The 25,806-nt window shown below is 68.8% G+C and carries 22 protein-coding genes; 14 read left to right on the forward strand and 8 right to left on the reverse strand.

From position 1 onward, the window contains the following. Positions 1-27: 27 nt before the first annotated feature. The gene (locus FXO18_RS01010) at positions 28-549 is read right to left on the reverse strand and encodes a hypothetical protein (RefSeq protein ID WP_149359212.1); all 522 of its coding nucleotides are present in this window, start codon (positions 547-549) and stop codon (positions 28-30) included. Positions 550-685: 136 nt separating this feature from the next. Continuing rightward, entirely contained in the window at positions 686-4,477 is a 3,792-nt protein-coding gene (locus FXO18_RS01015; protein WP_149359213.1) for an nSTAND1 domain-containing NTPase, read from the reverse strand. Positions 4,478-4,750: 273 nt separating this feature from the next. On the opposite strand from FXO18_RS01015, the gene arc reads away from it, so the two are divergent. After that, entirely contained in the window at positions 4,751-6,505 is a 1,755-nt protein-coding gene (arc, locus tag FXO18_RS01020; RefSeq protein WP_149359214.1) for a proteasome ATPase, read from the forward strand. Between the two features lie 145 nt (positions 6,506-6,650). Here the strand turns inward: arc and FXO18_RS01025 are convergent, their stop codons facing one another. Continuing rightward, positions 6,651-7,037, reverse strand: coding sequence for a hypothetical protein (locus FXO18_RS01025; RefSeq protein WP_149359215.1), 387 nt, complete (start codon positions 7,035-7,037; stop codon positions 6,651-6,653). A 148-nt stretch (positions 7,038-7,185) separates the two neighbouring features. Between FXO18_RS01025 and dop the strand changes: the two genes are divergently transcribed. The 4 genes from dop to prcA all read left to right on the forward strand — a co-directional run bounded on the left by dop (position 7,186) and on the right by prcA (position 10,591). Continuing rightward, positions 7,186-8,685 carry a depupylase/deamidase Dop gene (gene dop / locus FXO18_RS01030; protein WP_149359216.1) on the forward strand — a complete coding sequence of 500 codons (1,500 nt, stop codon included), beginning with the start codon at positions 7,186-7,188 and terminating at the stop codon, positions 8,683-8,685. 141 nt (positions 8,686-8,826) lie between these two features. Beyond that, positions 8,827-9,021 (forward strand): ubiquitin-like protein Pup, encoded by a 195-nt coding sequence (locus FXO18_RS01035; RefSeq protein ID WP_149359217.1) that lies wholly within the window; start codon positions 8,827-8,829, stop codon positions 9,019-9,021. Beyond that, entirely contained in the window at positions 9,018-9,887 is an 870-nt protein-coding gene (prcB, locus tag FXO18_RS01040) for a proteasome subunit beta (RefSeq protein ID WP_407936417.1), read from the forward strand. The genes FXO18_RS01035 and prcB overlap by 4 nt, the downstream gene beginning before the upstream one ends. Beyond that, entirely contained in the window at positions 9,884-10,591 is a 708-nt protein-coding gene (gene prcA, locus FXO18_RS01045) for a proteasome subunit alpha (protein WP_149359218.1), read from the forward strand. The genes prcB and prcA overlap by 4 nt, the downstream gene beginning before the upstream one ends. Before the next feature lie 27 nt (positions 10,592-10,618). On the opposite strand, the gene FXO18_RS01050 is transcribed toward prcA, so the two are convergent. Further along, the gene (locus tag FXO18_RS01050; protein ID WP_187774121.1) at positions 10,619-11,272 is read right to left on the reverse strand and encodes a phosphatase PAP2 family protein; all 654 of its coding nucleotides are present in this window, start codon (positions 11,270-11,272) and stop codon (positions 10,619-10,621) included. A 113-nt stretch (positions 11,273-11,385) separates the two neighbouring features. Here FXO18_RS01050 and pafA point away from each other — a divergent pair, with 113 nt between their 5' ends. From pafA to amaB, 7 genes are all read left to right on the forward strand, one after another. Further along, complete coding sequence (gene pafA / locus FXO18_RS01055; RefSeq protein WP_149359220.1) at positions 11,386-12,744, forward strand: Pup--protein ligase; 1,359 nt, start codon at positions 11,386-11,388, stop codon at positions 12,742-12,744. 36 nt (positions 12,745-12,780) lie between these two features. Next, positions 12,781-13,770: a helix-turn-helix transcriptional regulator gene (locus FXO18_RS01060; RefSeq protein WP_149359221.1), complete on the forward strand. Its 990-nt coding sequence runs from the start codon at positions 12,781-12,783 to the stop codon at positions 13,768-13,770. Beyond that, on the forward strand, positions 13,770-14,765 hold the full coding sequence (locus tag FXO18_RS01065; protein WP_149359222.1) for a helix-turn-helix transcriptional regulator: 996 nt from the start codon (positions 13,770-13,772) through the stop codon (positions 14,763-14,765). The genes FXO18_RS01060 and FXO18_RS01065 overlap by 1 nt, the downstream gene beginning before the upstream one ends. A gap of 109 nt (positions 14,766-14,874) precedes the next feature. Continuing rightward, a complete protein-coding gene (gene tatA / locus FXO18_RS01070) occupies positions 14,875-15,162 on the forward strand; it encodes a Sec-independent protein translocase subunit TatA (RefSeq protein ID WP_149359223.1) in 288 nt (95 codons plus the stop codon). A 91-nt stretch (positions 15,163-15,253) separates the two neighbouring features. Then, entirely contained in the window at positions 15,254-16,165 is a 912-nt protein-coding gene (gene tatC, locus FXO18_RS01075; protein ID WP_235900370.1) for a twin-arginine translocase subunit TatC, read from the forward strand. Positions 16,166-16,176: 11 nt separating this feature from the next. Beyond that, positions 16,177-18,918 (forward strand): DEAD/DEAH box helicase, encoded by a 2,742-nt coding sequence (locus tag FXO18_RS01080; RefSeq protein WP_149359224.1) that lies wholly within the window; start codon positions 16,177-16,179, stop codon positions 18,916-18,918. A 78-nt stretch (positions 18,919-18,996) separates the two neighbouring features. Then, positions 18,997-20,565: an L-piperidine-6-carboxylate dehydrogenase gene (gene amaB, locus FXO18_RS01085; protein WP_149359225.1), complete on the forward strand. Its 1,569-nt coding sequence runs from the start codon at positions 18,997-18,999 to the stop codon at positions 20,563-20,565. On the opposite strand, the gene FXO18_RS01090 is transcribed toward amaB, so the two are convergent. After that, positions 20,566-21,525 carry a 5'-3' exonuclease gene (locus FXO18_RS01090; RefSeq protein WP_149359226.1) on the reverse strand — a complete coding sequence of 320 codons (960 nt, stop codon included), beginning with the start codon at positions 21,523-21,525 and terminating at the stop codon, positions 20,566-20,568. Between the two features lie 57 nt (positions 21,526-21,582). Between FXO18_RS01090 and FXO18_RS01095 the strand changes: the two genes are divergently transcribed. Together FXO18_RS01095 and FXO18_RS01100 are read left to right on the forward strand one after the other, a co-directional pair. After that, positions 21,583-22,710 carry a M24 family metallopeptidase gene (locus FXO18_RS01095; protein ID WP_149359227.1) on the forward strand — a complete coding sequence of 376 codons (1,128 nt, stop codon included), beginning with the start codon at positions 21,583-21,585 and terminating at the stop codon, positions 22,708-22,710. Between the two features lie 35 nt (positions 22,711-22,745). After that, positions 22,746-23,444: a DsbA family protein gene (locus FXO18_RS01100; RefSeq protein ID WP_187774122.1), complete on the forward strand. Its 699-nt coding sequence runs from the start codon at positions 22,746-22,748 to the stop codon at positions 23,442-23,444. Between the two features lie 14 nt (positions 23,445-23,458). On the opposite strand, the gene FXO18_RS01105 is transcribed toward FXO18_RS01100, so the two are convergent. From FXO18_RS01105 to FXO18_RS01115, 3 genes are all read right to left on the reverse strand, one after another. After that, complete coding sequence (locus FXO18_RS01105; RefSeq protein ID WP_235900371.1) at positions 23,459-23,815, reverse strand: ArsR/SmtB family transcription factor; 357 nt, start codon at positions 23,813-23,815, stop codon at positions 23,459-23,461. Next, on the reverse strand, positions 23,808-25,091 hold the full coding sequence (locus tag FXO18_RS01110) for an MFS transporter (RefSeq protein ID WP_149359230.1): 1,284 nt from the start codon (positions 25,089-25,091) through the stop codon (positions 23,808-23,810). Before FXO18_RS01110 ends, FXO18_RS01105 begins: the two co-directional genes overlap by 8 nt. 289 nt (positions 25,092-25,380) lie before the next feature. Beyond that, positions 25,381-25,785 carry a PPOX class F420-dependent oxidoreductase gene (locus tag FXO18_RS01115; RefSeq protein WP_149359231.1) on the reverse strand — a complete coding sequence of 135 codons (405 nt, stop codon included), beginning with the start codon at positions 25,783-25,785 and terminating at the stop codon, positions 25,381-25,383. Positions 25,786-25,806: the final 21 nt, after the last annotated feature.

The following is a 25,806-nucleotide window of genomic DNA, read 5'->3' on the forward strand; positions in this document are numbered from 1 at the left end:
CGTGCGCGAGCCCCCGGGCCGGATCGGCTACGGGACGGTGCCGTTGACGTCGAACATCACCGCCGCGGTGCAGACGAGGGTGTCGCCGTGGAGGGGGCGCAGCGCATCGCGCATGTGGGAGAGCACGAGCGCCCATTCACGATTCTCGGCATGCTGGGCGAGTGTTTGGCGCCAGGCGAGCGGTTGTCGCCGCAGCGGGGCGAGGTGGTCGAACGGGCCGGTGCCGGAGTTCCATTCGTCGCTGCTCGATTGCCACATCAGCCAGCGCTCCACGCCACGCACGAGCAACGGCGTCGACAGTGTTGTCGGTGCGACGACGACGGCGGCGCGCGCGGAGCCCGGAGCGGTATCAGGGATGTCGACATGCACGCGCTGGCCTTGCTCGAGGATCAGGACCATGGCCACGGCATCCTCGGTCCATTGGCAGTCGAGGATGATCGCGTCATGCACGCGGTCGCCGTCCTCGTTGCGGAACTCCACGTTCATGCGGTGCCGTCGCCCCGGCTGGAAGCGTAGCGCTGCCGCGCGGAACATTTCCGGAGGAGTCAAGCACGTCACTGTGAGGCTCACCCGGGCTACCTCCTCGGCGTCCTGGTCCGCGACTCCGCGGCCCCCCTCCATTCTGTTATGCAGATCACACTTTTTTCAGCGGAATCGGGCAAAACCTTCGTCTCGCTGTTCCCGGCTACTCGGTGCCGCAGATGTCGATCTCGGGAACACCGGGCAGCAATTGCTCCCATTCGCCGCTGGTCAGCGCGGTACCGCGGGTGTCGCATACCCAGTCGGCGGCGGAATCCGGGGCACTGGTCCAGATGCGCACGTTGCGTTCCCATCCGGCGGCCGCGATGTGGTGGTCATCGCCGATGAAGACGGCATCGTTGGCGCGGCCCTCGTACGCGGTGGGGACACCGAGGACTCGGGGATCGTCACGGTCGGTGATGTCCCACATCCAGATCTGATCTCCGGAGGTCCCGATCAAGCGGGTTCCGTCGGCGCTGAAATCGAGGGAGTAGATGTCTACGCGGGGCCCGGAGAGGGTGGCGGTGATGCGGGGGCTGCTGGGGTCGGTCACATCGATGAGGCGGATCGCGGTGTCGCCACCACCGCCTCCCGCGGCGATGAGGGTGCTGTCGGGACTGAACCTGACGGCCTCGACGTGGCCTCCGAAATCGCCCGGGTCGGCGACGAACTCGAATTCGCCGGTGCCGGTGTAGCGCCAGATGGGCACGCCTCCACCCGCGGTGCCGAGCGCGTAGAGGTTGCCGTCGGGGCTGAAGTCGCCGAGGTAGCCGCGTCCGCGCCGCGATCCGAGGGTGTCGAGAGCGCGGGGGCTCGCCGGGTCGCTGATGTCCCACACGCCGTTCTCGGGGCCGGCGTAGGTCTTGGTGATGAGGGTCTGCTTGTCGCGGGAGATCTCGAGGGACGCGACGAGCGAGTCATGGTCGTGCTTGATCGTGGAGAGCTGGCGTGGACTGGTGGGGTCGCTGGTATCCCAGAGGTGGACCTGCCCGTCGAGGGTGCCGACGGCGAGGATGGTGCCGTCGTCGGTGATGGCGGCGGTGGCGCTGAACTCGGGGACGTCGATGCGGCTGAGGCGTTGCGGCCTGGCGGGGTCGGTGGTGTCGAAGAGGTGCGCGCCGCGGTCACCGCGCCCAGCAGTGACGACGAGGATGGACCGGTCAGCGTTGTAGCGCAGCTGGAAAACCACGCCAGTGATGCCACCGAGGACAGGTCCAGGGGTGGGCCAGATACGAATGATGCCGTCATCACCACCGGTGATGAGCATGTCCTCGGCGGTGGAGTAGGCGATTCCGGTGAGCAGGGCGGGCGAGTTGAAGCGGGTCAGTTCGGTGCCGGTGGCCCAGTCCCAAGTGCGCGCGGTCTGGTCGGAGCTCGCGGTGGCGAGGACTCTGCCGTCGCTGGTGAAGGTCACGCCGTTGACCCAGCTGTCGAACCCGGTGAGGGGGTCGAGGACGGTGGGGCTCGCGAGGTCGGTGATGTCCCAGCGCTGCACGTCGGCGGCGGTTGTGGCGGCGGCGAGGAAGCGGGCATCGGGACTGAGGGCGAGCCCGTTGGCCACGGTCGTGCCATCACCGCCGAGGGGCAGCTCCGCGAGCAGGGCCGGCTCCTCCCCGGGGATGGTCACGTCCCAGGCGCTAACGATGCCCGCATTGGTGGAGGTGGCCATGATGCTGCCGTCCGCGGAGTGCGCGATGGCGGCCCGGGCCTGGGGAAGCGGGTTCTCGGGCACGATGCCGGGCAGGACGACGGGGCGCTCGGGATCGGTGAGGTCCCAGCGGAGGATGCCACCGTCAGGGGTCCCTGCCACAAGGATGCGGCCGACTGGTGCGAACTGTGCATCGTGGATGGGCTCGCCACCGGTATCGAGCTCGGCGAGGAACCTGGGCTCGTCGCCGTCGAGCTGCCACAGCACGAGTCCACTGCCGCCACCGAATGCGGCGAGCGACTCGTCGGGCGAGAGCGTCACCGCGTAGGAATGGTGCTTGTCCTCGTCGCCGGTGGTGAGGGTGCTGGTGCGGGCCGGCGCGGAGGCATTGCCATTCATGCGGTAGATGTGCGCGGTGCCGTCCGCGGAGGTGCCGATCAGGGTGCTGGCGTCGCGGGAGAGCGCGAAGTCGGTGGCGCCCTGGGCGTGGGCGAGGCGCATGGGTGTCGGCGTCGCGGTTGCGTCGAGCAGGGCGGCGCGCGATTCGATGGTGGGATTGATGCGGTAGGCGGCGAGCGCGAGCTGCGCGGCGAGGGCGGGGGTGTCCTCGCGGGTGCGCTGGGCCTGCACGGACGCCTGGCGGGACATGGATTCATTGCGCGCGAGCTCCGCGTCGCTGCGCTGATTGCTGGCGTACACCCCGGCAGCGGTGGCGGCTATCGCGGCGACGACGGCGACGACGGCGATGAGGGCGAGGGTGGCGTTGAGGCGGCGTAGGCGGCGCTGCCGGTCGGCCTCTTTCGCGCGGAGCTGCTCGTGGTGCGTGGTGCTGGCGGCGAGGAACTCGTGCTCGAGGTTGTTGAGCTCGGCATGGTGGTCGTCGCTGGAGGCCCACTGGTCGAACACCTCGAGCCGGCCTGCGCCGAGGAGGGTGCTGGGATCGTGCTGGGAGTCCTGCCAGAGCCGTGCGGCCATGGTGATGCGACGGTGGACGACGAGGCTGTCCTTGTTGTCCTGGATCCATTGGCGCAGGCGTGCCCATTCGCGGATGAGGATCTCGTGGGTGATCTCGACGGCATCCTCGGTGAGGGTGAGCATGCGCTGATCGGCGAACAGGTCAACGACCTCGCGGATCATGTCGCGGTCGCGAGCGTCGAGCAGCTCGCCGAGGGGGACACGACGACGTGTCTCGGCGGGGCCGTCGACGTTGACGAGGCGCTGGAAGATTTGTCGCGCGAGCTCCTGCTGGGCGGGCTCGAGCGTGGTGTAGGTACTCTCGGCGGTCTGCTGCAGCGCGCCCTTGATGCCGCCGGTCGCGTGGTAATCGGCGACGGTCATGTGCTTGCGGCTGCTCAGGGCCCATGTGCTGAGCAATGCGTGGGACAGCAGCGGGAGGGCGCCGGGGTCGTGGGTCTGCGCGGAGTCGCGGGGCGCGAGGTCACTGGTGAGGACCTCGACGAGGCCGTCCTCGAGGGTGTATCCGGCCCGGGCCGCGGGCGCGGTGATCGCCGCGTTGAGCTCGTCGCGGGTGAGGGGGCCCACGACGAGCGTGTTCTCGCGCAGCGGCTGGAGCAGCGCGGGCTCATCGACGGCGGCGGCGAAGAAGTCGGCTCGCAGCCCTAGGACGATGCGTGGCCGGGCAGGCATGCTGGTGAGGGCTTCGAGGAAGGCGCGGCGCTGCGCCTCGTCGCGGCATTGCGTCCACAGCTCCTCGAGCTGGTCGATGCACAGCACGGTGCTGGCATCGATCCTGGCGGCGGCGAGGGCTCGCATCGGATTCGGTCCGGGCGTGAGCAGCACCGGTGACAGGTGCTGCGGCAGGTCGCTGCGGCCGGTAGCGAGCGCGGGCATGATTCCGGCCCGGATCAGCGAGGATTTCCCTGCCCCGGATGCGCCGATGATGATGAGGGGCACATCGGGCTTGCGAGCGAGGTGGTCGAGGGCGTAGCTGACGAGGCCGTCGCGGCCGAAGAACCATTCGGCGTCCTCGGGCGAGAAGCTATCCAGCCCCTTGTACGGGGGAGACTGGCTGCTTCCCCGGCGCCCAGGGGAGCGGCGAGCACGAAGCACTGCCTGCCACCATTCGCCCCGCCGCTCCTCGCTCGTGACACCGACGGCGGCGAGGAGGTCATCGAACGCGGGCTTGCTGGAGTTGGTGGGGACGTGCTGCCCGGCGAACCAGCCGCTGACGGTGCCGTGGAGCACGCCGGACTTCTCGACGACATCGCGGATCGTCAGGCGCCGCTGGTCGCGGAGCGCGGTGAGGGCGGCGCCCAGCTCGAGCCGGTTGGTGACAATGGTGGGGCTCACAGCGGGATCGCTAATGTGAGTTTCGCCCGATTCGCTCATGGGTGAGCAGGGTAGACGATGCGTGTGACATTCACCCATACGCGTAGGGCATTGCCGGGACAGAGGTGCGAGGCTGATCGCGGTTGCCTGAGAATGCCCTGAGATCATGATCGCTAGCGGCCAGCACCGGAATCCATGCCCTGGGGCCCTTGTTGTATCGGGTAGACGCGCGTCATTCCCCGTCGCTGGCGGATCGCCGGTAGCGTGGGAGGACCATAACGGGAGGAGACGCCCATGAGCACGTCAGAACGTCCCCGCGACCGCGAAGAGCTGAATCGTGAGATCTCGGACCTGCAGTCCGAGGTCGCCGTCCTGCGCCGCCAGCTCGCTACCAGCCCGCAGCAGGTCCGCGAGCTCGAAGCGCGCATCGAGTCCCTCGCGGCCCGCAACGCCAAGCTCCTCGACACGCTCAAGGAGGCCCGCCAGCAGCTGCTCAACCTGCGCGAGGAGGTCGATCGGCTCGGGCAGCCACCGAGTGGCTACGGCGTCGTCGTTGGCATTCCGGATGATGAGACGGCGGACGTGTTCACCTCGGGGCGCCGCATGCGCCTGCAATGCTCCCCGAACATCGACGCCAGCGCTCTGCGCAAGGGCCAGACGGTGCGCCTCAACGAGGCGCTCACGATCATCGAGGCAGGCTCGTTCGAGCAGGTTGGTGAGATCAGCACGCTCCGCGAGCTCCTCGACGACGGCCATCGTGCCCTCGTGGTCGGGCACGCCGACGAGGAGCGTGTCGTCTGGCTCGCCGATCCACTCGTGAACCCTGACGAGGACGATCCGTTCCAGCCGCCCCGCGCGCTCCGGCCCGGTGATTCCCTGCTCGTCGACACCAAATCGAGCTACGCGTTCGAGCGCATCCCCAAGGCCGAGGTGGAGGATCTCGTGCTCGAGGAGGTCCCCGACGTCGACTACCACGACATCGGTGGCCTGTCCCGGCAGATCGAGCAGATCCGCGACGCCGTCGAGCTGCCCTTCCTGCACCGCGACCTGTTCCGCGAGTACGCGCTGCGCCCGCCCAAGGGCGTGCTGCTGTACGGCCCTCCCGGCTGCGGCAAGACCCTCATCGCCAAGGCCGTCGCGAACTCGCTCGCCAAGAAGATTGCCGAGGCCCGCGGCGAGGATACGAAGGAAGCCAAGTCCTTCTTCCTCAACATCAAGGGCCCCGAGCTGCTCAACAAGTTCGTCGGCGAGACCGAGCGCCACATCCGGCTGATCTTCCAGCGCGCCCGCGAGAAGGCATCGGAAGGCACTCCCGTCATCGTGTTCTTCGACGAGATGGACTCCATCTTCCGCACCCGCGGCTCCGGCGTCTCCTCCGACGTCGAGACGACTGTCGTGCCCCAGCTGCTCAGTGAGATCGACGGCGTCGAGGGGCTGGAGAACGTCATCGTCATCGGCGCGTCCAACCGCGAGGACATGATCGACCCCGCCATCCTGCGGCCCGGGCGCCTCGACGTGAAGATCAAGATCGAGCGTCCCGACGCCGAGGCCGCGATCGACATCTTCTCCAAGTACCTCACCAGCAATCTGCCCATCAACGAGGAGGACATCGCCGAGTTCAGCGGCGACCGCGCCGCCTGCGTGCACGCCATCATCGAGCGCGTCGTCGAGCGCATGTACACCGAGAGCGATGACAACCGCTTCCTCGAGGTGACCTACGCCAACGGCGACAAGGAAGTCCTCTACTTCAAGGACTTCAACTCCGGCGCGATGATCCAGAACATCGTCGACCGGGCCAAGAAGTTCGCCATCAAGGAGTTCCTCGACACCGGCATGCGGGGACTGCGCGTGCAGCACCTGTTCGACTCGATCGTCGACGAGTTCTCCGAGAACGAGGACCTGCCCAACACCACCAACCCGGACGACTGGGCACGCATCTCCGGCAAGAAGGGCGAGCGCATCGTCTACATCCGCACCCTCGTCACCGGCAAGAACGCCAGCGCGAGCCGGGCCATCGACACCGAGTCCCAGACGGGGCAGTACCTGTAGGGCTGGAAGCTTTGGGGGCGCCCGGTGCCGGAATTCGCCTATGGAGCTCAACGGAAAACGGCCGTGGATGGCCGGATCTGTTGAGTTCCATAGGCTTTCGTCCTCGAGAGTCCGCCAGCCAGCCAGGCTCGACGGCAGGCCCCGGCTAGCTCAGTGCCACGGAATCGGCGTGCGTCGCCCAGAACACATCCGAGCTCGGGTACGCGCAGGTGATCGAGACCTCGCCGACCACGCCGCCCTCGAGGACGACGAGCGCGGTGCCGGAATCATCGACGGGCACCCATCCGTCCTCCTTGATGACCAGCCCTGCCTCGGCGGGGTCAGCGCGGCATTCCATCTCGGGGTCGGCGCCCTGGATGAGGACAGCCGTGGCGATGCCAGCATTGACCGCTGTCGCGGCGAGTGGTGTGTCCTCGCCGGCGCAGATCTGCTCGCACTCGCTCCAGTGGTCGGCGAGCGCGCTGGGGGCGCCGAGCAGGGCAGCGGCTGGCATGAGTGCGATGGCGGTGGCGATCCGGCGTGTTGCTCGCATGGCGCGTGCCTCCTGTGCTCGATAGCGATCGGCTCGGTGATGATCTTCTAGTCCGGATGCTACTCGCGCGTGCGCACGCCTTGCCAAGCTCTTGCCACGCGTCGACCGGCGACGCTCCTGCCGGAGTGATCGCCTAGGCTGTGGTCCCATGCAGCGGATCATGGGCACGGAAGTGGAATACGGGATCAGCTCGCCGGATGACAAGTCCGCGAACCCGATCCTCACCTCGACCCAAGCGGTGCTCGCCTATGCCGCGGCGGAAGGGGTGCCACGGTCGCGGCGGACCCGGTGGGACTACGAGGTCGAGTCCCCGCTGCGCGATGCGCGTGGCTTCGACCTGGGACGCTACAGCGGGCCGGCGCCAGTGATCGATGCCGATGAGATCGGCGCGGCCAACATGATCCTCACCAATGGGGCGCGATTGTATGTCGATCATGCGCATCCGGAGTACTCGGCCCCCGAGGTGGTCGATCCGCGTGACGCAGTGATCTGGGACAAGGCGGGCGAGCGTGTCATGGAGGCAGCCGCGCGCTACAGCTCGTCGGTGCCGGGCAACCCGCGCTTGCAGCTCTACAAGAACAACGTCGATGGCAAGGGCGCCTCGTACGGCACGCACGAGAACTACCTGATGAAGCGGGAGACGCCGTTCGCGAAGGTCGTCTCGGGGCTGACGCCGTTCTTCGCGTCCCGGCAGGTCATCTGCGGGCAGGGACGAGTGGGCATCGGCCAGCATGGGGATGGCGAGGGCTTCCAGCTGTCCCAGCGGGCGGACTACATCGAGGTGGAGGTCGGGCTCGAGACGACGCTCAAGCGCGGCATCATCAACACGCGCGACGAGCCGCATGCCGATGCGGAGAAGTATCGGCGGCTGCACGTCATCATCGGCGATGCGAACCTTGCCGAGACCGCGACATACCTCAAGGTCGGCACGACCGCGCTGGTGCTCGACATGATCGAGGCAAACAACGATTTCGCGGACCTGCAGCTGCGGCACCCGGTGGATGCGGTGCATGCGATCAGCCATGATCCGACGCTGAAGGCAACCGTGGAGCTCGTCGACGGTCGCAAGCTGACGGGGTTGCAGATCCAGCGTGAGTACGCCGAGCGGGTGCAGGCTTTCCTGGACCGGCGCGGGGATGACGACGAGCGGGCCCGCCATGTGCTGGCTACCTGGCTCGATGTGCTGGGCAAGCTCGAGGGCGATCCGATGGATTGCGCGGACCTGCTTGATTGGCCCGCGAAGCTGCGCCTGCTCGAGGGCTTCCGCAAGCGCGAGGGGCTGGCCTGGACGGCGCCGCGGCTGCACCTGGTGGACCTGCAGTACTCGGATGTGCGCCTCGACAAGGGCTTGTACAACCGGTTGGTGGCGCGGGGGTCGATGAAGCGCATGGTCTCCGAGGACGAGGTCATGCGCGCGGTGACGAACCCGCCGGAATCGACGCGCGCGTACTTCCGGGGCGAGTGCCTGCGCCGGTTCGGGGCGGATATCGCGGCGGCGAGCTGGGACTCGGTGATCTTCGACCTCGGCGGGGACTCGCTGGTGCGGGTGCCGACGCTGGAGCCGCTGCGGGGCACCAAGCGGCACGTGCAGGGCTTGCTCGATTCGGTGGGGTCCGCGCGGGAGCTCGTGGACAAGCTCGGCAAGTAGTCGCTCGGCCAGCAGGCGCTGCACGCGGGCAGTGCTCGTATTCCGGGAAGTTGTCATGATCTCCCGGTACTGTTGAATTATCGCCCGGGTGAACGAGATCCGACGCCCCGGTGAGACGCACCGATCGAGGAGGTGGCCGCTATGGCTCAGGAGCAGATCAAGCGGGGCGGTGGCAACGATGATGACGATGCCACCCAGGGGACCGGTACCGGAGGCCAGGAGCGCGTCGAGAAGATCGCCGAGGATACCGATGATCTACTCGACGAGATCGATGATGTCCTCGAGGAGAATGCCGAGGACTTCGTGCGTGCCTACGTGCAGAAGGGCGGACAGTGACGGGCCAGGACCTGTGGCGCATGATGCAGCGCGATGCGGGAGCGCAGCGGTACTCGCAGCTGTCCTCGTTCAGCGATCACCTGCGCATCCATGCGCCCGAGCTGCTGCCGGGTAGTCGGTCCGTTGACCTGCGTGGCCGTAGCGGCAGCGAGGACCTCGCTCCGCACGGCACCACGATCGTCGCGCTCGCGTTCGACGGTGGTGTGCTGATCGCGGGCGATCGCCGTGCCACCATGGGCAACATCGTGGCGAGCCGTGATATCGAGAAGGTCTTCATCACCGATGAGTATTCCGCGGTGGGCATCGCGGGCACGGCAGGCGTCGCGGTGGAGCTGGTGCGGCTCTTCGCGGTCGAGCTGGAGCACTACGAGAAGATCGAGGGCGTGGCGCTGACGCTGGATGGCAAGGCTAATCGCCTGGCCACGATGGTGCGCGGCAACCTGGGCGCGGCCTTGCAGGGCCTGGCGGTGGTGCCACTGTTCGTGGGCTTCGATGTGGACGCGGCGAGCGATGCCACGGCGGGACGGATCATTTCGTTCGACGTCACCGGAGGCCGCTACGAGGAGCATGCGGGCTACTACTCGGTGGGCTCGGGGTCATTGTTCGCGCGATCGGCGCTGAAGAAGACCTACCGCAAGGGGCTCGCTCAGGACGAGGCCGAGCACGCGGCGATCGCGGCATTGTTCGATGCCTCCGATGATGACACCGCGACCGGCGGCTTCGATGCGATCCGCCAGCTGTATCCCACGATGGCCGTGATCACGCCATCTGGGGCGCAATCGGTCGCGCCGGAGCGGATCAGCCAGATCGCTGAGGAGATCATCAACCAGCGCAGGTCATCTGCCGGGGAGGACCAGCACTCGTGACGTTCCCGTACTACGCATCCGCCGAGCAGGTGATGCGCGACCGCTCGGAGCTCGCGCGCAAAGGCATCGGCCGGGGCCGCAGCGTCATCGTCCTTGCCTATGCCGATGGCATCCTGCTGGTCGCGGAGAATCCTTCCACGGCGCTGCACAAGATCAGCGAGCTCTACGATCGCCTCGGCTTCGCTGCGGTGGGCAAGTACAACGAGTTCGAGAACCTTCGTCGCGCCGGGATCCTGCATGCCGACATGCGCGGCTATTCCTATGACCGCCGGGATGTCACCGGGCGGGCCCTGGCCAACGCCTACGCGCAGCTGCTCGGCACCATCTTCACCGAGCAGCCCAAGCCGTACGAGGTGGAGCTGTGCGTGGCCGAGGTCAGCCCGCCGGGGGCGGATCGCCCGCCGCAGCTGTACCGCATCTCCTATGACGGGTCGATCGCTGACGAGCGAAACTTCGTCGTCATGGGTGGCTCGACCGAGCCGATCCTCGCGGACCTGCGCACTTCCTACCAGCCAGGTCTCGGCCTCGCCGAGGCGCTGCGCACCTCCGTGACCGCGCTGCAGAAGGCACCCGCGCCCGGAGGGCAAGCCGATACCCGCACGCTGGATCCGACCGGCCTCGAGGTGGCGGTGCTGGAGAGCACGCGACCGCGCCGCGCGTTCCGTCGCATCCGGGGCGCCGACCTCGCCGAGCTGCTCGGGTAGAGCGCGCCGGTCGAAGGCTCGCAGGCTCTACTCGACGGTCGCGGAATCAGCGCTCCACAAGTGGCGGGTGAGCAGTGCCACGGAGACCCCAACGACGCCGCCCGCGACGACATCGGAGGGCCAGTGCACCCCGGTGTGCACCCGCGAGTAGGCGACGGCCGCGGCGAGCGGCGCGATGAGGTAGCCCGCGAGCGGTGATTCGATCGCGACGCCGGTGGCGAACGCCGCGGCGAGCGCGGAGTGCGCGGAGGGAAACGAGGGGGTGGTGGGGGAGTCACCGAACCGGCGCGTGCCGGGAAGAGCGTTCTCGGGTGGCCGGTTGCGCGGGAAGAGTGGCTTGAGGAGCCGGCTCGCCACGAGGGTGCTGGCACCGAGGACGACGGCGCCGCGGACCGCGCCTCGGCGGGCATTGCCACCGGAGGCCACGAGGATGGCGGCCACGCCCATCCAGACCTGTCCCTTGCTCGTGGAGCGGCTGAGCGCGATCATGGCGCGGTCCATGGGCGTGGGCCGCCACTGGGCGGAACGCTCGACGAAGCGACGGTCCGCCTGGCCTACAGCGCGGCGCACGGCGCGCGGGGCCGCTGCTGCTGTGGCACGCCGGGACGCCAAGTGGGCGGCCGCCGGGTGGGCAGTCGCGTCTTCCGCAGGGCCGGTCTCGGCGCGGCCGGGGGCATCCATACCGTCAAGAGTAGGCATTGCCGCCGTGCACGCAATGCAAAAGTGACGATCGGTGATGATTTGTTGCGGTAGTCGCCGCTGAGGAGGGTGGCAGTGGCGGTAGTGTGGCGAGGGTGCAGCGAAGAATCATGGGTATCGAGACGGAATTCGGTGTCACCTGCACGTTTCATGGGCATCGCCGGTTGAGCCCGGACGAGGTGGCACGGTACTTGTTCCGGCGCGTCGTGTCGTGGGGACGCAGTTCCAACGTGTTCCTGCGCAATGGGGCCCGGTTGTACCTCGATGTCGGCTCGCACCCCGAGTACGCGACCGCGGAGTGCGATGGGCTGCGCCAGCTCGTGGCGCACGATCGTGCGGGCGAGATGATCCTCGAGGAACTGCTCCTCGATGCCGAGCAGCGGCTTGCCGACGAGGGCATCGCCGGGGACATCTACCTGTTCAAGAACAACACCGATTCCGCGGGCAACTCGTATGGCTGCCACGAGAATTTTCTGGTCTCGCGGACGGGCGAGTTCTCCCGCATCTCCGATGTGCTGCTGCCGTTCCTCGTGACGCGGCAGCTGATCTGCGGCGCGGGCAAGGTGCTCCATACCGTCAAGGCGCCGATCTTCACGCTGTCGCAGCGCGCGGAGCACATCTGGGAGGGCGTCTCGTCGGCGACGACGCGGTCGCGGCCGATCATCAATACCCGTGACGAGCCGCATGCCGATGCGGAGAAGTATCGCCGCCTGCATGTCATCGTGGGCGATTCGAACATGGCGGAGACCACGACCCTGCTGAAGGTGGGCTCGGCGGCGCTCGTGCTCGAGATGATCGAGGCAGGCGTGCCGTTCCGGGACTTCGCGCTGGACAATCCGATCCGGGCGATCCGTGAGATCAGCCACGACATCACAGGCACCAAGCCAGTACGGCTCGCGGGCGGACGCCAGGCGAGCGCCCTGGAGATCCAGCGCGAGTACCACGCGCGGGCGGTCGAGTACCTGGCGGGGCGCGAGCCGAGCGACGAGCTCGAGCAGGTCGTGGACCTGTGGGGCCGGATGCTCGATGCGGTGGAGACGCAGGACTTCAGCAAGGTCGATACCGAGATCGACTGGGTGATCAAGCGCAAGCTGTTCTCACGGTACGAGGAGAAGCACGGCTTGTCGCTCGGTGATCCCAAGATCGCACAGATCGATCTCGCCTACCATGACATCAAGCAGGGCCGCGGCGTGTTCGATGTGCTGCGGCGCAAGGGCCTCGTCGCGCGGGTCACCTCCGATGCGGAGGTCAAGCAGGCGACTGCCGTGCCGCCGCAGACGACGCGGGCGCGGCTGCGGGGCGAGTTCATCGCGGCCGCGCAGGACCGCGGCAGGGACTTCACGGTCGACTGGGTGCATCTGAAGCTCAACGACCAGGCGCAGCGGACCGTGTTGTGCAAGGACCCGTTCCGATCGGTCGATGAGCGGGTGGAACGGCTCATCGCAGCCATGTGATGGGGGAACGGGCGCGCAGCGGGAAGGGATGATCAGGTGGCGGCGGCACGAGCGGAACGACTGGTCAACCTGGTGATCGCGCTGCTATCGACGCGGCAGTTCCTCACCGCGGACCAGATCCGCGAGACGGTGGCGGGCTATCCGCGCGACGGCAGCGACGATGCCTACTACCGCATGCTCGAGCGTGACAAGGCGGAGCTGCGGGATCTCGGCATTCCGCTCGAGACCGGGCGGGCCTCGTGGCACTCGACGACGGAGGGCTATCGCATCCGCCGCGACGCCTACGAGCTGCCGGATGTGCAGCTGGACCAGGACGAGGCCGCCGCGGTCGCCGTGGCGGCGCAGCTATGGCAGTCGCCGGAGCTGCACGCGGCCACGCAGGCCGCGTTGCTGAAGCTGCGCGCGGGCGGGGTGCCCGTGATCGAGGGGTTGCCCGTGACGATGGTGCCGCAGCGCGCTCGCACGTCGGAGCAGGCGGTGCGGGTGCTGCTCGAGGCGATCGATTCGGCAACCGCGGTCCGGTTCGCGCACCGGCGCAGCGCCGGGGAGGACTTCCGGGAGCGCGAGGTGGAGCCGTGGGGCATCGGCACCTGGCGGGGCCGCTGGTACCTGGTGGGGCAGGACCGCCACAAGCAGGCGGTGCGCACGTTCCGGCTTTCCCGCATAGCCGGCGAGGTGAGCGTGATCGGCAAGCGCGGGATGGTGCGCAAGCCAGAGGATGTCGATATCCACGAGGTGATCGCGCGCGCGGTCGCGAGCGGCACGGCGCCCCGGCTCCCCGCGAAGGTGTGGGTCGCGCCGGGAAAGGTGCATGAGCTGCGGCGCATGGCCTCGGCCTCGGCACGGCATGCGCTCGACGGGGTGGATGGTGACCTGCTGGAGGTGGAGGCGTCGTCGTGGGAGTGGCTGGCGCGCGCGATCGCTGGGCATGGGCCCGATGCCGTGGCGATGGAGCCACCGGAGCTGGTGCGGGAGGTTGTCGCGGTGCTCGAGGGGGCGCTGCGGGCAGCGGGAGGTGATCGGTGATGGCGTCGTCGCGGTTGTCGGTGAAGCTGGTGCGCCTGCTCAACCTCGTGCCGTACGTGATGGCCAACCCCGGAATCTCCAAGGCCGATCTCGCGCGGGAGATGGGGGTGACGCAGAAGGAACTGGTCGATGACCTGAACCTGCTGTGGATGTGCGGGCTGCCCGGCTACGGGCCGGGTGACTTGATCGACCTGTCCTTCGAGGGCGAGACGGTGGCGGTGACCTATGCGGCCGGGATGGAGCGGCCACTGCGCCTGGCCGGCCCGGAGGCGACCGCGCTGCTCGTGGCGCTGCGGGCGCTGCTCGACCAGCCCGGCATGGCCGATCCCGCAGCGGTGCGGCGGGCGATCGCGAAGATCGAGTCCGCGGCTGGTGTCGCGGCCTCCAGCAATGGCCAGGACAAGCCCGGCGACGATGACCCCGCACCGGGGGAGACCGAGGCTGGTGACCCTGAGGCGACCGCGAGGCTCGCGGTGGTCCGCGAGGCGGTGCGCCGCAAGCGCGCCATGAGCATCGTGTACTACTCGGCCTCGCGCGATGTGGTGAGCGAGCGCGTGGCCGACCCGATGGGGATGCTGCTCGTCGATGACCAGGCCTACTTGCAGGCGTGGTGCCGGATGGCCGAGGACGTGCGATTGTTCCGCCTCGACCGCATCGAGTCCGCGCGGCTGCTCGAGGAGCCCGCGCGCGTTCCCGCCGACGCCCAGCGCGTCCCGGCCGATGGCTTGTTCAGCGAGCATGAGCACCTCGGGGTCGCGCGATTGGTGATCGAGCCCTCGGCGGGATGGTTCGTTGACTACTACCCCGTGGAGAACGAGCAGCGCCTCGATGACGGTCGCGTCCAGGTCGATATGCGCTATGCCTCCGACGAGTGGATGGCGCGGATGCTGCTGGGCTTTGGCGCGAGCATCACGGTGGTCGAGCCGACCGGGCTCGTGGAGCGGATGCGGGAGCAAGCCAGCGCGGGGCTCGAGCGCTACCGGCAGCAGCGATGATCGGTGATGGTGGATGAAGCCTTGATGAACGCCGGTGCGGGGTGCCGCCTGCCGGGCCCGATCTCGGGTAGCATCGGTGACGACGTCGATGTGGGAGGCTGAAAGAACAATGGGATTCACGAGCCCGTGGCACTGGTTGATCCTGATACTCGTCATCGTGGTGCTGTTCGGCTCCAAGCGGCTGCCGGACGCGGCCCGCGGGCTGGGTCGCTCGATGCGCATCTTCAAGAGCGAGATCAAGGAGATGGGCAACGACGGGAGCACCGAGAGCGCCAAGCAGCCCCCGCAGTCCGCGCCCCCGCAGATCAACGCGGCCCCCAGCGAGCCTGACCCGAGCGATCGCGCCCAGGGCAGCTACACCCAGCAGGGCAACCAGCAGCCTGATCAGCACGCATAGTGCATGGCCCGTGCAGCGCCAGTCCAGCAGTGGCTGGCGTTGCGCCGTTCCGGCCGGATCCCTATCCCTGTGAGCGAGAAGAATGACCGCGGTGCGACTATCCCTGAAGCCTGGGCGCCGGAAGCGCAAGCTCAATCCGGACGGCACGATGCCGCTCACCGAGCACCTGCACGAGCTGCGTACCCGCCTGCTGATCGCGCTCGCCGCGGTCGCGGTCACCACGATCATCGGCTTCATCTGGTATTCCTACTCGGTGCTGGGCATCCCGGCGCTCGGTGATCTGCTGCGCGGCCCCTATTGCGAGCTGCCGCCGGAGGCACGCGCCTCGTTGACGCAGAACAGCGACGAGTGCCGCCTCCTCGCCACGGGCCCCTTCGAGCAGTTCATGCTGCGCTTGAAGGTCGCGGTCACCGCGGGAATCGTGATGGCCAGCCCCGTGTGGCTCTACCAGGTGTGGGCGTTCGTGATGCCCGGCCTGCACCGCAACGAGCGCCGGTTCGGACTGGTGTTCGTCTCGATCGGCGCGCTGCTGTTCGTCGCTGGCGCGGTCATGGCGTACATCCTTGTCGCGTTCGCTCTGCACTTCCTGCTCACCATTGGTGATGAGGTCCAGATCACCGCATTGAACGGCCAGGAATACTTCGGCTTCATCATCAGCCTCATCGTCATCTTCGGCGTCAGCTTCGAGCTGCCCCTGATCGTGGTGATGCTCAACGTGGTGGGCATCCTGCCGTACGAGAAGCTCAAGACCTGGCGCCGCGGCATCATCTTCTCCCTGTTCGTCTTCGCGGCGTTCGTCACCCCGCACGATCCGTTCTCGATGATCGTGCTCGCCCTCACCCTGACCTTGCTGTTCGAGATCGCCGTGCAGTTCGCGCGCATCAACGACAAGCGTCGCGCCCGCCGCGCCGGCACGTGGGGGCACCTCGCCGACGATGAGTCCGAGCCACTCGAGGCACCCGGCCCCGTCGCCGATGACGCTTCCGGCGAGCAGGAGCGATAACGTAGTACAGGATGAGCATTCCTGCTACTGAGGTCGCGGCCTTCGCCGCGCAACTACCGTTCCCGCTCGACCCGTTCCAGCGGAGCGCCTGCGAGGCGCTGGAGGCCGGGCATGGCGTGCTCGTCTGCGCGCCCACTGGTGCCGGCAAGACCATCGTCGGCGAGTTCGCCGTGCACCTCGCGCTGCGCGCGGGCCGCAAGTGCTTCTACACCACGCCCATCAAGGCGTTGTCGAACCAGAAGTTCCACGACCTCGTCGAGCGCTACGACCGCGACACCGTGGGCCTGCTCACCGGTGACCAGAGCATCAACTCCGACGCGCCGATCGTGGTGATGACCACCGAGGTGCTGCGCAACATGCTCTACGCCGGCTCGGACCGGCTGCGCGGGCTCTCGCACGTGGTGATGGACGAGGTGCACTTCCTTGCTGACAGGTTCCGCGGCGCGGTATGGGAGGAAGTGATTCTCCACCTCGCCGACGATGTGGCACTGGTCAGCCTCTCCGCGACCGTCAGCAATGCCGAGGAGTTCGGCTCCTGGATGGAGACCGTGCGCGGCGACACCACCGTGATCGTCGACGAGACCCGGCCCATCCCGCTGTGGCAGCACATGCTCGTCGGCCGACGCATCCTCGATCTGTTCCCCAGCCGGATCAGCGGCGGCCCGCCCGGCCGCGGCCAGCGCAAGCTCAACCCGGACCTGCTCTCGCATATCCGCAAGCGCCTCGCGATCGAGGATGCCGAGCGGCCCGGCCATCGCCGTGGCGGGGGGCGCGATCGCCGGGGCCGGGGTGGCCCGCCCAGCCGCTACCGGCCACCGGCGCGCCCGGAGGTGATCCTGCAGCTCGACAAGGCAGGGCTGCTGCCCGCCATCACGTTCATCTTCAGCCGCGCGGGCTGCGATGCCGCCGTCGGTCAGTGCGTCCGCTCCGGCCTCACCCTGACCACCGAGGATGAGGCTGCCCGGGTGCGCGAGATCATCGAGCGCCACACCGGCGAGCTGCCGCAAGCGGACCTGCGCATCCTCGGCTACGAGCAGTGGTGCACCGCCCTCGAGCGGGGCATCGCCGCCCACCACGCGGGAATGCTGCCGGCGTTCCGCCACACCGTGGAGGAACTGTTCGTCAACGGCCTCGTCAAGGCCGTCTTCGCCACCGAGACCCTCGCGCTGGGCATCAACATGCCCGCCCGCAGCGTGGTCCTCGAGCGGCTCGTCAAGTTCAACGGCGACACCCACGCCGATCTCACCCCCGGCGAGTACACGCAGCTCACCGGCCGGGCCGGGCGGCGCGGCATCGACATCGAGGGCCACGCGGTGGTGCTGTGGGAGCCCAGCGTGGATCCCGACATGGTGGCGGGGCTTGCCTCGACACGCACCTTCCCGCTGCGCAGCTCCTTCGCCCCGGGCTACAACATGGCTGTCAACCTGCTGCGCCACCTTCCTGCCGACGAGGCCCGTGCCCTGCTCGAGCGGTCCTTCGCGCAGTTCCAGACCGACCGCGACGTCGTGGGGGTATCGCGCGCTATCGAGCGCAACGAGCAGGAGCTGCAGCGCATCGCTGGTTCCACCGACTGCCATCTCGGTGACTTCGCCGAGTACGCGCGACTGCGGCGCGCCCTCAGCGAGCGCGAGCGCGAGCTCAAGCGCGGCGCCACCGGCGAGAAGCGCAATACGGTCGCCGAGTCGCTGGTGCGGCTGCGCCGTGGCGATGTGATCATCGTTCCCGCCGGGCGGCGGGCCGGACCCGCGGTGGTGCTCGAGCCTGATCGCGAGTTCGCTGATCCGCATCCGCTGGTCATGACCTCCGGAGGCTGGTCGGGCAGGCTCTCGCCGCGGGACTTCGCCGACCCGGTGGAGGCGGTGGGCTCGATCCGGCTGCCCCGGCACATCGATTTCCGCGATGCCCAGGTGCGCCGCGATATCGCGTCCACGCTGCGCAACAAGGGCTTCGCGCCCGCAGTGGGGCCGGGCAAGCACGGCAAGCATGGCAAGAAGCGTGATGGGGCGACGCATGACCGCGAGCTCGCCCGGCTGCGCCGCGAGCTCAAGCAGCATCCCTGCCACGATTGCCCCGACCGCGAGGAGCATGCCCGTCTCGCCGAGAAGGCCCACCGCCTCACCGTGGAGACGCAGAAGCTGCGCGCCCGGAGGGATTCGGCATCGTCCTCGCTAGCGCGGACGTTCGACCGGATCGTGGAGCTGCTCGCCGAGCGTGCCTACCTCGAGCCGGACGGCGACCCAGTGGTCACCGAGGAGGGCGAGTGGCTGCGCCGCATCTACAGCGAGAGCGACCTGCTCATCGCCGAGGCTCTGCGGCGTGGCATCTGGAAGGGTCTCGGCCCCGCCGAGCTCGCCGCCGTTGTCTCCTGCGTGGTGTACGAGGCGCGCCGCGACGCCACCGCCGCTAGCGTCATGCCGACGGGCCCGTTGCGCCGGGCCGTTGCCGATACGCAGCGCATCTGGGAGGAGATCCAGTCCGACGAGATCCGCCACCAGCTGCCTATCACCCGGGAGCCGGACACCGGCTTCGTCCACGCCATCCATGTGTGGGCGTCGGGGGCGCCGCTGCTCGATGCGCTGCTCGCCGCGAACGAGATCCCGCCCGGTGATTTCGTGCGCTGGTGCCGCCAGGTGCTCGACCTGCTCGAGCAGCTGCGCATCGTCGCGCCCGACTCGCAAGTGCGGTCCTCCGCGGGCAAGGCTATCGCGGCGATCAAGCGGGGCGTCGTCTCGATCGACGCCACCACGGAATAGCGCGCCGCTACCGCCCGATAGCTGTCCTGTGGCGGGGAACCGCTGACGAGCACGCCGCGGCGGGGCATGATGGGAACCATGAGCGCGCGCCCCATGCCCACGGCCGAGGAACTGCATGACCTCGCCATCGCCTCCCTGCACGCATGCGGGACCGATGTCATTCCCGAATCCGTGTTCACGGGCACGATCCTCCCCGTCGGAACGGGCGAGCCGCTCGAGGCCCGCACCCCGATCCTCGGGGCAGACCTCCTGACCATCACTGGCAGCGCGCCCGCAGACGTCGACGATGCGATCTCCGGCGCCGCCGATGCGTTCGCCGCGTGGCGCGCCGTCCCCGCGCCACGGCGTGGCGAGCTGGTGCGCTCGCTCGGCGACCTGCTGCGCGAGCACAAGGAGGACCTCGCGGCGCTCGTGACGATCGAGGCGGGCAAGATCACCTCCGAGGCGCTCGGCGAGGTGCAGGAGATGATCGACATCTGCGACTTCGCCGTCGGACTGTCGCGGCAGCTCTACGGCCTGACAATGGCCTCGGAGCGGCCCGGGCACCGGCTCGCCGAGACCTGGCATCCGCTCGGCGTGGTCGGGCTGATCACCGCGTTCAACTTCCCCGTGGCGGTGTGGGCGTGGAACACCGCGATCGCGCTGGTGTGCGGCGATCCGGTCGTGTGGAAGCCCTCGGAGTCCACGCCGATGACCGCGCTGGCCTGCGATGCCCTGCTCGGCCGCGCGATCGTCGAGCAGGACGCGCCCGAGGGACTGCATACCGTGGTGCTCGGGGCGCGGGAGGTCGGCGAGCAACTAGTCGATGACGAGCGCATCGCGCTGCTCAGCGCCACCGGCTCGGTGCGCATGGGGCGCGACGTCGGGCCGCGGGTGGCGGCACGGTTCGGACGGTCGTTGCTCGAGCTCGGCGGCAACAATGCCGCGATCATCGCGCCCTCGGCGGACCTCGATCTCGCGGTGCGGGCGGTGGTGTTCGCGGCCGCGGGCACAGCGGGGCAGCGCTGCACCACGCTGCGGCGGCTCATCGTGCATCGGTCGATCCTCGATGACCTGGTCGAGCGCATCGCCGCCGCCTACGCGACGCTGGTGGTGGGCGATCCGTTCCGCGAGGACGTGCTCGTCGGACCGCTGATCTCGCAGGGCTCGGGGGACGCGATGGAGGATGCGCTCGAGCGGGCCAAGGAGGCGGGGGGAACGGTCATCCGGGGCGGCGAGCGGATCCTCGTGGAGGGCGCCGAGGACGGGGTGTATGTGGCGCCGGCGATCGTGCGGATGCCGGGCATGGCGCCGGTGGTGCGGGAGGAGACATTCGCACCGATCCTCTACGTTCTCGCCTACGACGATCTCGACGAGGCGATAGCGCTGCACAACGGTGTCCCGCAGGGCTTGTCGTCGGCGATCTTCACCACCGATCTGCGCGAGGCGGAGCGGTTCCTCGGGCCAGAAGGCTCGGATTGCGGCATCGCCAACGTCAATATCGGAACCTCCGGCGCGGAGATCGGCGGAGCGTTCGGTGGCGAGAAGCACACTGGTGGTGGCCGCGAATCCGGCTCGGACGCGTGGCGCAACTACATGCGCCGGTCCACGAGCACCATCAACTATTCCTCGGAGCTGCCGCTCGCCCAGGGCGTGCGCTTCGCCTGATCACGTGCTGCGCGCGGGATTCGCCGCGAGGGCGGCGAGCAGCCGGGCGAGCGCGTTGTCGATGCCGTAATCGTGACCGAGATCGGCGAGGCCGTGCCGCCCCGGCGGTTGCCTGGGAATCTCGTCCGGCCGTGACAGCGTGATGGGAGCATCGGTCGCTACTCGCACCACCTTCTCCGCGGCCGCGACATAGTCCACGCTCGCCGCGAGCTTCTTGCGCACGGAGGCCGTGAGGCTGCTCGCGGGATCAGCCGCGGCGGCCATGACCGCAGCCAGCGAGCCATGCTCGAGGAGAAGGCGCGATGCGGTCTTCTCGCCCACGCCCGCCACTCCGGGCAGCCCGTCGGAGGGGTCGCCGCGCAGCAGCGCGAGCTCGGCGTAGGCCGCGCCAGCACGCTCCTCGGGCACCCCGAAGCGGGCGGCAACCTCGGCCGGGCCGAACAGTTCCGCCTTCGCCAGGCCCCGCCCCACATACAGCACCCGCACCGGCACGGGATCATCGGCAACAACTTGCAGCAGGTCGCGGTCGCCGCTCACGACGATCACCGGATCGGTCGCCTCGCGAGCGGCGAGGGTGCCCAGCACATCGTCGGCCTCGTAGCCGTCCGCGCCCGCGGTGGCGATGCCGATCGCATCGAGCACATCGAGGATCATGTCCACCTGCGGGGGCAGCGACTCCGGCACATCCTCCGCGCCTCCTGCCGGCTCGTCGGTGCTCGCGACGCGATGGGCCTTGTAGGACGGGATCGCGGCGACCCGGAAAGCGGGGCGCCAATCATTGTCGAGGCATACCACCAGGCGCGATGGCTCGTGGGAGCGAACCAGCGAGGCGATCGTGTCGAGGAAACCGCGCACCGCGTTGACGGGGCGGCCATCCGGAGCGGTCAGCGACTCGGGCAGCGCGTGGAACGACCGGAACCAGAGGCTCGCGCCGTCGAGCAGAACAACCGGTGCATCCATGGTTCCGTATCATGCCAGGCCGTGGCGGGCCGCTCGCGGCGGGATAGGCTGGGAGGCATGGCTGCTCCCGATACTGGTGCCCCGTCCGCCACATATGCCGCGCGGCTGGATGCCGCGGCGCGGCTGCTCGGCCAGCGGGGCATCGACGCGCTCCTGATCACCCCCGGGCCTGATCTGCAGTACCTCACCGGCTCGACGATGTCGTCCTTCGAGAGGCTGACCTGCCTCGTGGTGCCAGCCTCGGGACAGCCCCGGATGATCGTGCCGCGGCTCGAGGTCGCGGCACTGCGCGGCACCGCCTTCGATGACCTTGGCATAGTGATCGTGCCGTGGGTGGACGGGGAGGACCCGCACGGCACGATCATCGACGTGATCGGCGCGGATGCACGTGCCGCTATCGCCGACGCGACGCCCGCGCTGCATGTGATTCCCTTGCAGGCACGGCTCGGTCAGCCGCTCGCGCTGGCCACCGAGGTCCTGCGCGAGATGCGGATGATCAAGGACGAGGCAGAGAAAACAGCATTGCGCGAGGCCGGCGCGGCCATCGATCGCGTCCACGCCCGCATGGGGGAGTTCCTGCGCGCGGGCCGCACCGAGGCCGAGGTCGCCGCCATGATCACCGACGCGATCGTCGAGGAGGGCCACACCGGGGCGGCGTTCGTCATCGTCGGTTCCGGCCCGCACGGCGCGGACCCGCACCATGAGGTCTCCGACCGGGTCATCGCGCGCGGGGACATCGTCGTCATCGACATCGGTGGCCCGGTACCGGCCGGGTACTTCTCCGACTGCACCCGTACTTACAGCATCGGTGAGCCTGATCCTGCGGCGGCCGACCGCATCGCCATCCTCGAGGAGGCACAAGCCCGCGCGGTGGCCACGGCCCGCCCCGGCGCCACCTCGGGGCAGGTCGATGCGGCCGCGCGCGACCACCTCGCCGCCCACAGCCTCGGCGAGTACTTCGTGCATCGCACCGGCCACGGCATCGGCCTGTCGGTCCACGAGGAGCCCTACATCATGACCGGAGGCGACCAAGTGCTGGCCGAGGGCATGGCGTTCAGCATCGAGCCTGGCATCTACCTGCCGGGCGAGTGGGGCGCGCGCATCGAGGACATCGTGATCCTCACCGCCGACGGGTGCGAGCCGGTCAACCGCCAGCCCCACGGCCTGACCGTGCTGCCGGGATGAGTTGACGCGATGCGCAGGAACGGACGGTGGTGAGGGTGGCGCAGGAACAGGGCTCGTCCTACCCGCGGGTCCGGAGGATCGGGGCACTGCTGGTCATCGTTGTCGTCGTGCTTGTCGTTGTCATCGTCGTCACCCGCGGGGACGAGCAGACCACCGGTTCCGGGGACGCCAGTGCCACGGCCTCGACCACGGTCACCGAGGATGGCGGGGATGCGCGCGTCGTGCGCATCGACGAAGGAGACCCGCGCCGGGAGCGGCGCGTGGTCATCACCATCATCGAGGACTACACGTGCGAGGCCTGCGCTGCCTTCGCCGTGCAGTACCGCACAGTGCTGCGGTCCCTGGTGACCACATTCGATGCCGCGGTCGAGCATGTCCCGGTGGCGGCCGAGGGGGATGCGGGCGCGCTGCGGCTCGCGAACGCCTCGCTGTGCATGGCTGGTGACTCGATCGAGGGGTGGATGGCTTTCCGGTCGGCCATGTTCGAGCTCGGCACCATCGGGGCAGGGGCGGCGATGGTCACTGACGCGCAGCTCGTGCGCATCGCGCAGGCGACCGGGGCTTCGCACGGGGTCACCGAATGCATCGCCGGGAATCGTCATGCGTCGGGCATCGAGGAGACCAGTGCCCGCTGGTCGAGCGACGGGGTGGAGCTGCCCCACATCGAGCTCAACGGCGAGCCCTATGCACCGGAGAGCCCCGAGGAGCTCGCGGCGCACGTGCGCGGGCTGTGAAGCCGGCGCCCGGATCAGGGGTGCGGGGGCTCGCCGGTCAATCGATGGTCGGCGTGGTTGAACCCCTCGCGGACCAGCCGAGCGAGGTGGCCGTCGCGGATGCGATAGACGATGCGCCGCCCGTCGCGCCGGGTGTCGACCATCTCGGCGAGCCGGAGCTTGGCGAGGTGCTGGCTGATCGAGGTGCGGGAAGCTCCCGTTGCCTCGGTGAGAGTGCTGACATCAGCCTCGCCCCGGGCGAGCAACCAGAGGACATGCAGGCGCGTGGGATCCGACAGCATCCGGAACGCATCGCTCGCGGCATCGAGGTGGGCCTGGTCCGGCGGAGCGTCATGAACGAGGCTGGGGGAGGCAGTACCGGGACTATCCACCTCTCGTTTCCTCCTGGTGAGCACGGTCGATCGGTGGCCACGCCGCCGCGGCAGCGACCAGCGCCGCGGCCGCGAGCAGCGTGAGCATGAGGGTAGCAGTGACCTGCCCCGCTGCGAGGCCGAGCCATCCGGCGAGCGGATAGGTGAGCAGGAAGCAAGCGTGGCTGAGCGAGAACTGAGCAGCGAATACGGCGGGCCGGCTGGCCGGGGCCGCCCCTCGGCGAAGCAGCCGGGCGGACGGGGTGAGGACCATCGAGGTGCCCGCGCCCATCATCACCCACGCGAGCACCAGTGGCAGCCAGGTGATCGGCGGCGCGGTCGCTGCCGCCACGCTGGTGGCGGGCGCGAGAAGAATGGTTGTGGTGGCCAGGCCGATGACGCTGAGCAGCCCGCCGCCGAGCATCACGGACCTATCGGTGCGTCGGCGGAGCACGCCCGGGACGAGGATGGCGGCGAGCACCGATGCCGTGCCGAAGCAGGCCAGCGCGAGCGCCACGCCAGTACCGGTATCACGGGTGAGGGCCTGCACATGGATGACGGTGTTGACCAGCACGAGCGCCGTGGCGGCAGCGACGACCATGTCGAGGGCCAGCAAGGCCCGGAGCTCCCTGCCGCGAAGCATGATCCGGGAACCGAGAGCGATCCGTGCGGGAAACGGGGCGGGCGCGGGCGAGATTGGCATGGCCGGGAGTGTGCTCCACAGCACGATGATGCCGGAGAGCAGGAAGCCCGCCGCCGTGCCGAGGAACAGCGACTCGTAGGAGTAGACGGCGAGCAGGGCGATCGCGATCACGGGACTGGCGAGGGATTCGAGATCGTAGGCGATGCGCGAGAAGGACAAGCCCTGGGTGTAATCCTCCTCGTCTACGAGCACGGCCGGGAGCATCGCCTGGAAGGCGGGCGTGAATGTGGCCGAGGCTGCTTGCAGCACCAGGATGAGCAGGTATATCTGCCAGACCGCATCGACGAGGGGGAGGGCGAGCGCCACGGAGGCGCGGATCGCATCGGCGGAGACAAGCAGTACTTTTCGCGGGACGTGATGGGCGAGGGCAGAGATCACGGGCGCGATGCCCACGTAGGCGACCATCTTGATGGTGAACGCGGTGCCGAGGACCGCGCCCGCGCCGTTGCCGGCGATGTCCACGGCGAGCAGGCTCAGGGCGATGGTGAGCAGGCCGGTTCCCAGCAGCGCGAGCACCTGGGCAGTGAGCAGCTTGCGGAACAGCGGATTGCCCAGGGCGCCGTGCCGGAGGCTGGGACGGGAGGTGCGCGCCATACAACGATTGTATAGGTGCGCACATGCGCACTCAATGGGGAAGGCTGGATCTCGCGGCCGCCAGGACCCTCGAGCGGGGTGTGGCCGGGCGCTTCCCTCGCCCGGCCACGGGCCAACCGTAGCATATTGTCGAACGCATGTTCGATAGCGGATTCCGCGCCGGTGATGGGACCGTGGCATCGCCCGGCCAGCTCCGTCAGTGGAAACAATTCCTGCCCTGAGCGGGAAAAGGTTCCACTGGCGAACAAGGGCGCCGCAATCCAGCCTCCCGCCTCGGCCCCCAGCCGCGCTACCGCCCGAGCAGGGAGCGCGAGCCCAGGATGCGGGTCACATCGATCTCGATGACGACGCGACGAGGGTTCTCGCGAGGCACCCGGTAGCGCCCGGCGTAGCGCTCCTCGGCCTCGCGCACGGCGTCGGGCTCGCGGCGCACCGTGGCGGTGCCCTCGAGGGCGAGCCAGCGTGCCCGGTCCACCTGGAACACCGTGGCGTGCCCGGCGCGCTCCACATTGACCACCTTCTGGCTTCCCTCGCTGGTGATGACCCGCGCCTTGCGGGTCTCCGCGTCCCACGTGAAGCCGACAGCAACGACGTGCGGCAATCCGTTGGCGCGCAGGGTCGTCAGCGATCCGAGGTGACGCTCGGCGAGGAAGAGCGCGGCATCGTCGGTCAGGTGTTCGGGGGTGTATGCCATGCCGTCCACGGTAGTCGAGCA

The sequence above is a fragment of the Lolliginicoccus suaedae genome (assembly GCF_008312885.1).
In the GTDB taxonomy this organism is placed as follows: domain Bacteria; phylum Actinomycetota; class Actinomycetes; order Mycobacteriales; family Mycobacteriaceae; genus Lolliginicoccus; species Lolliginicoccus suaedae.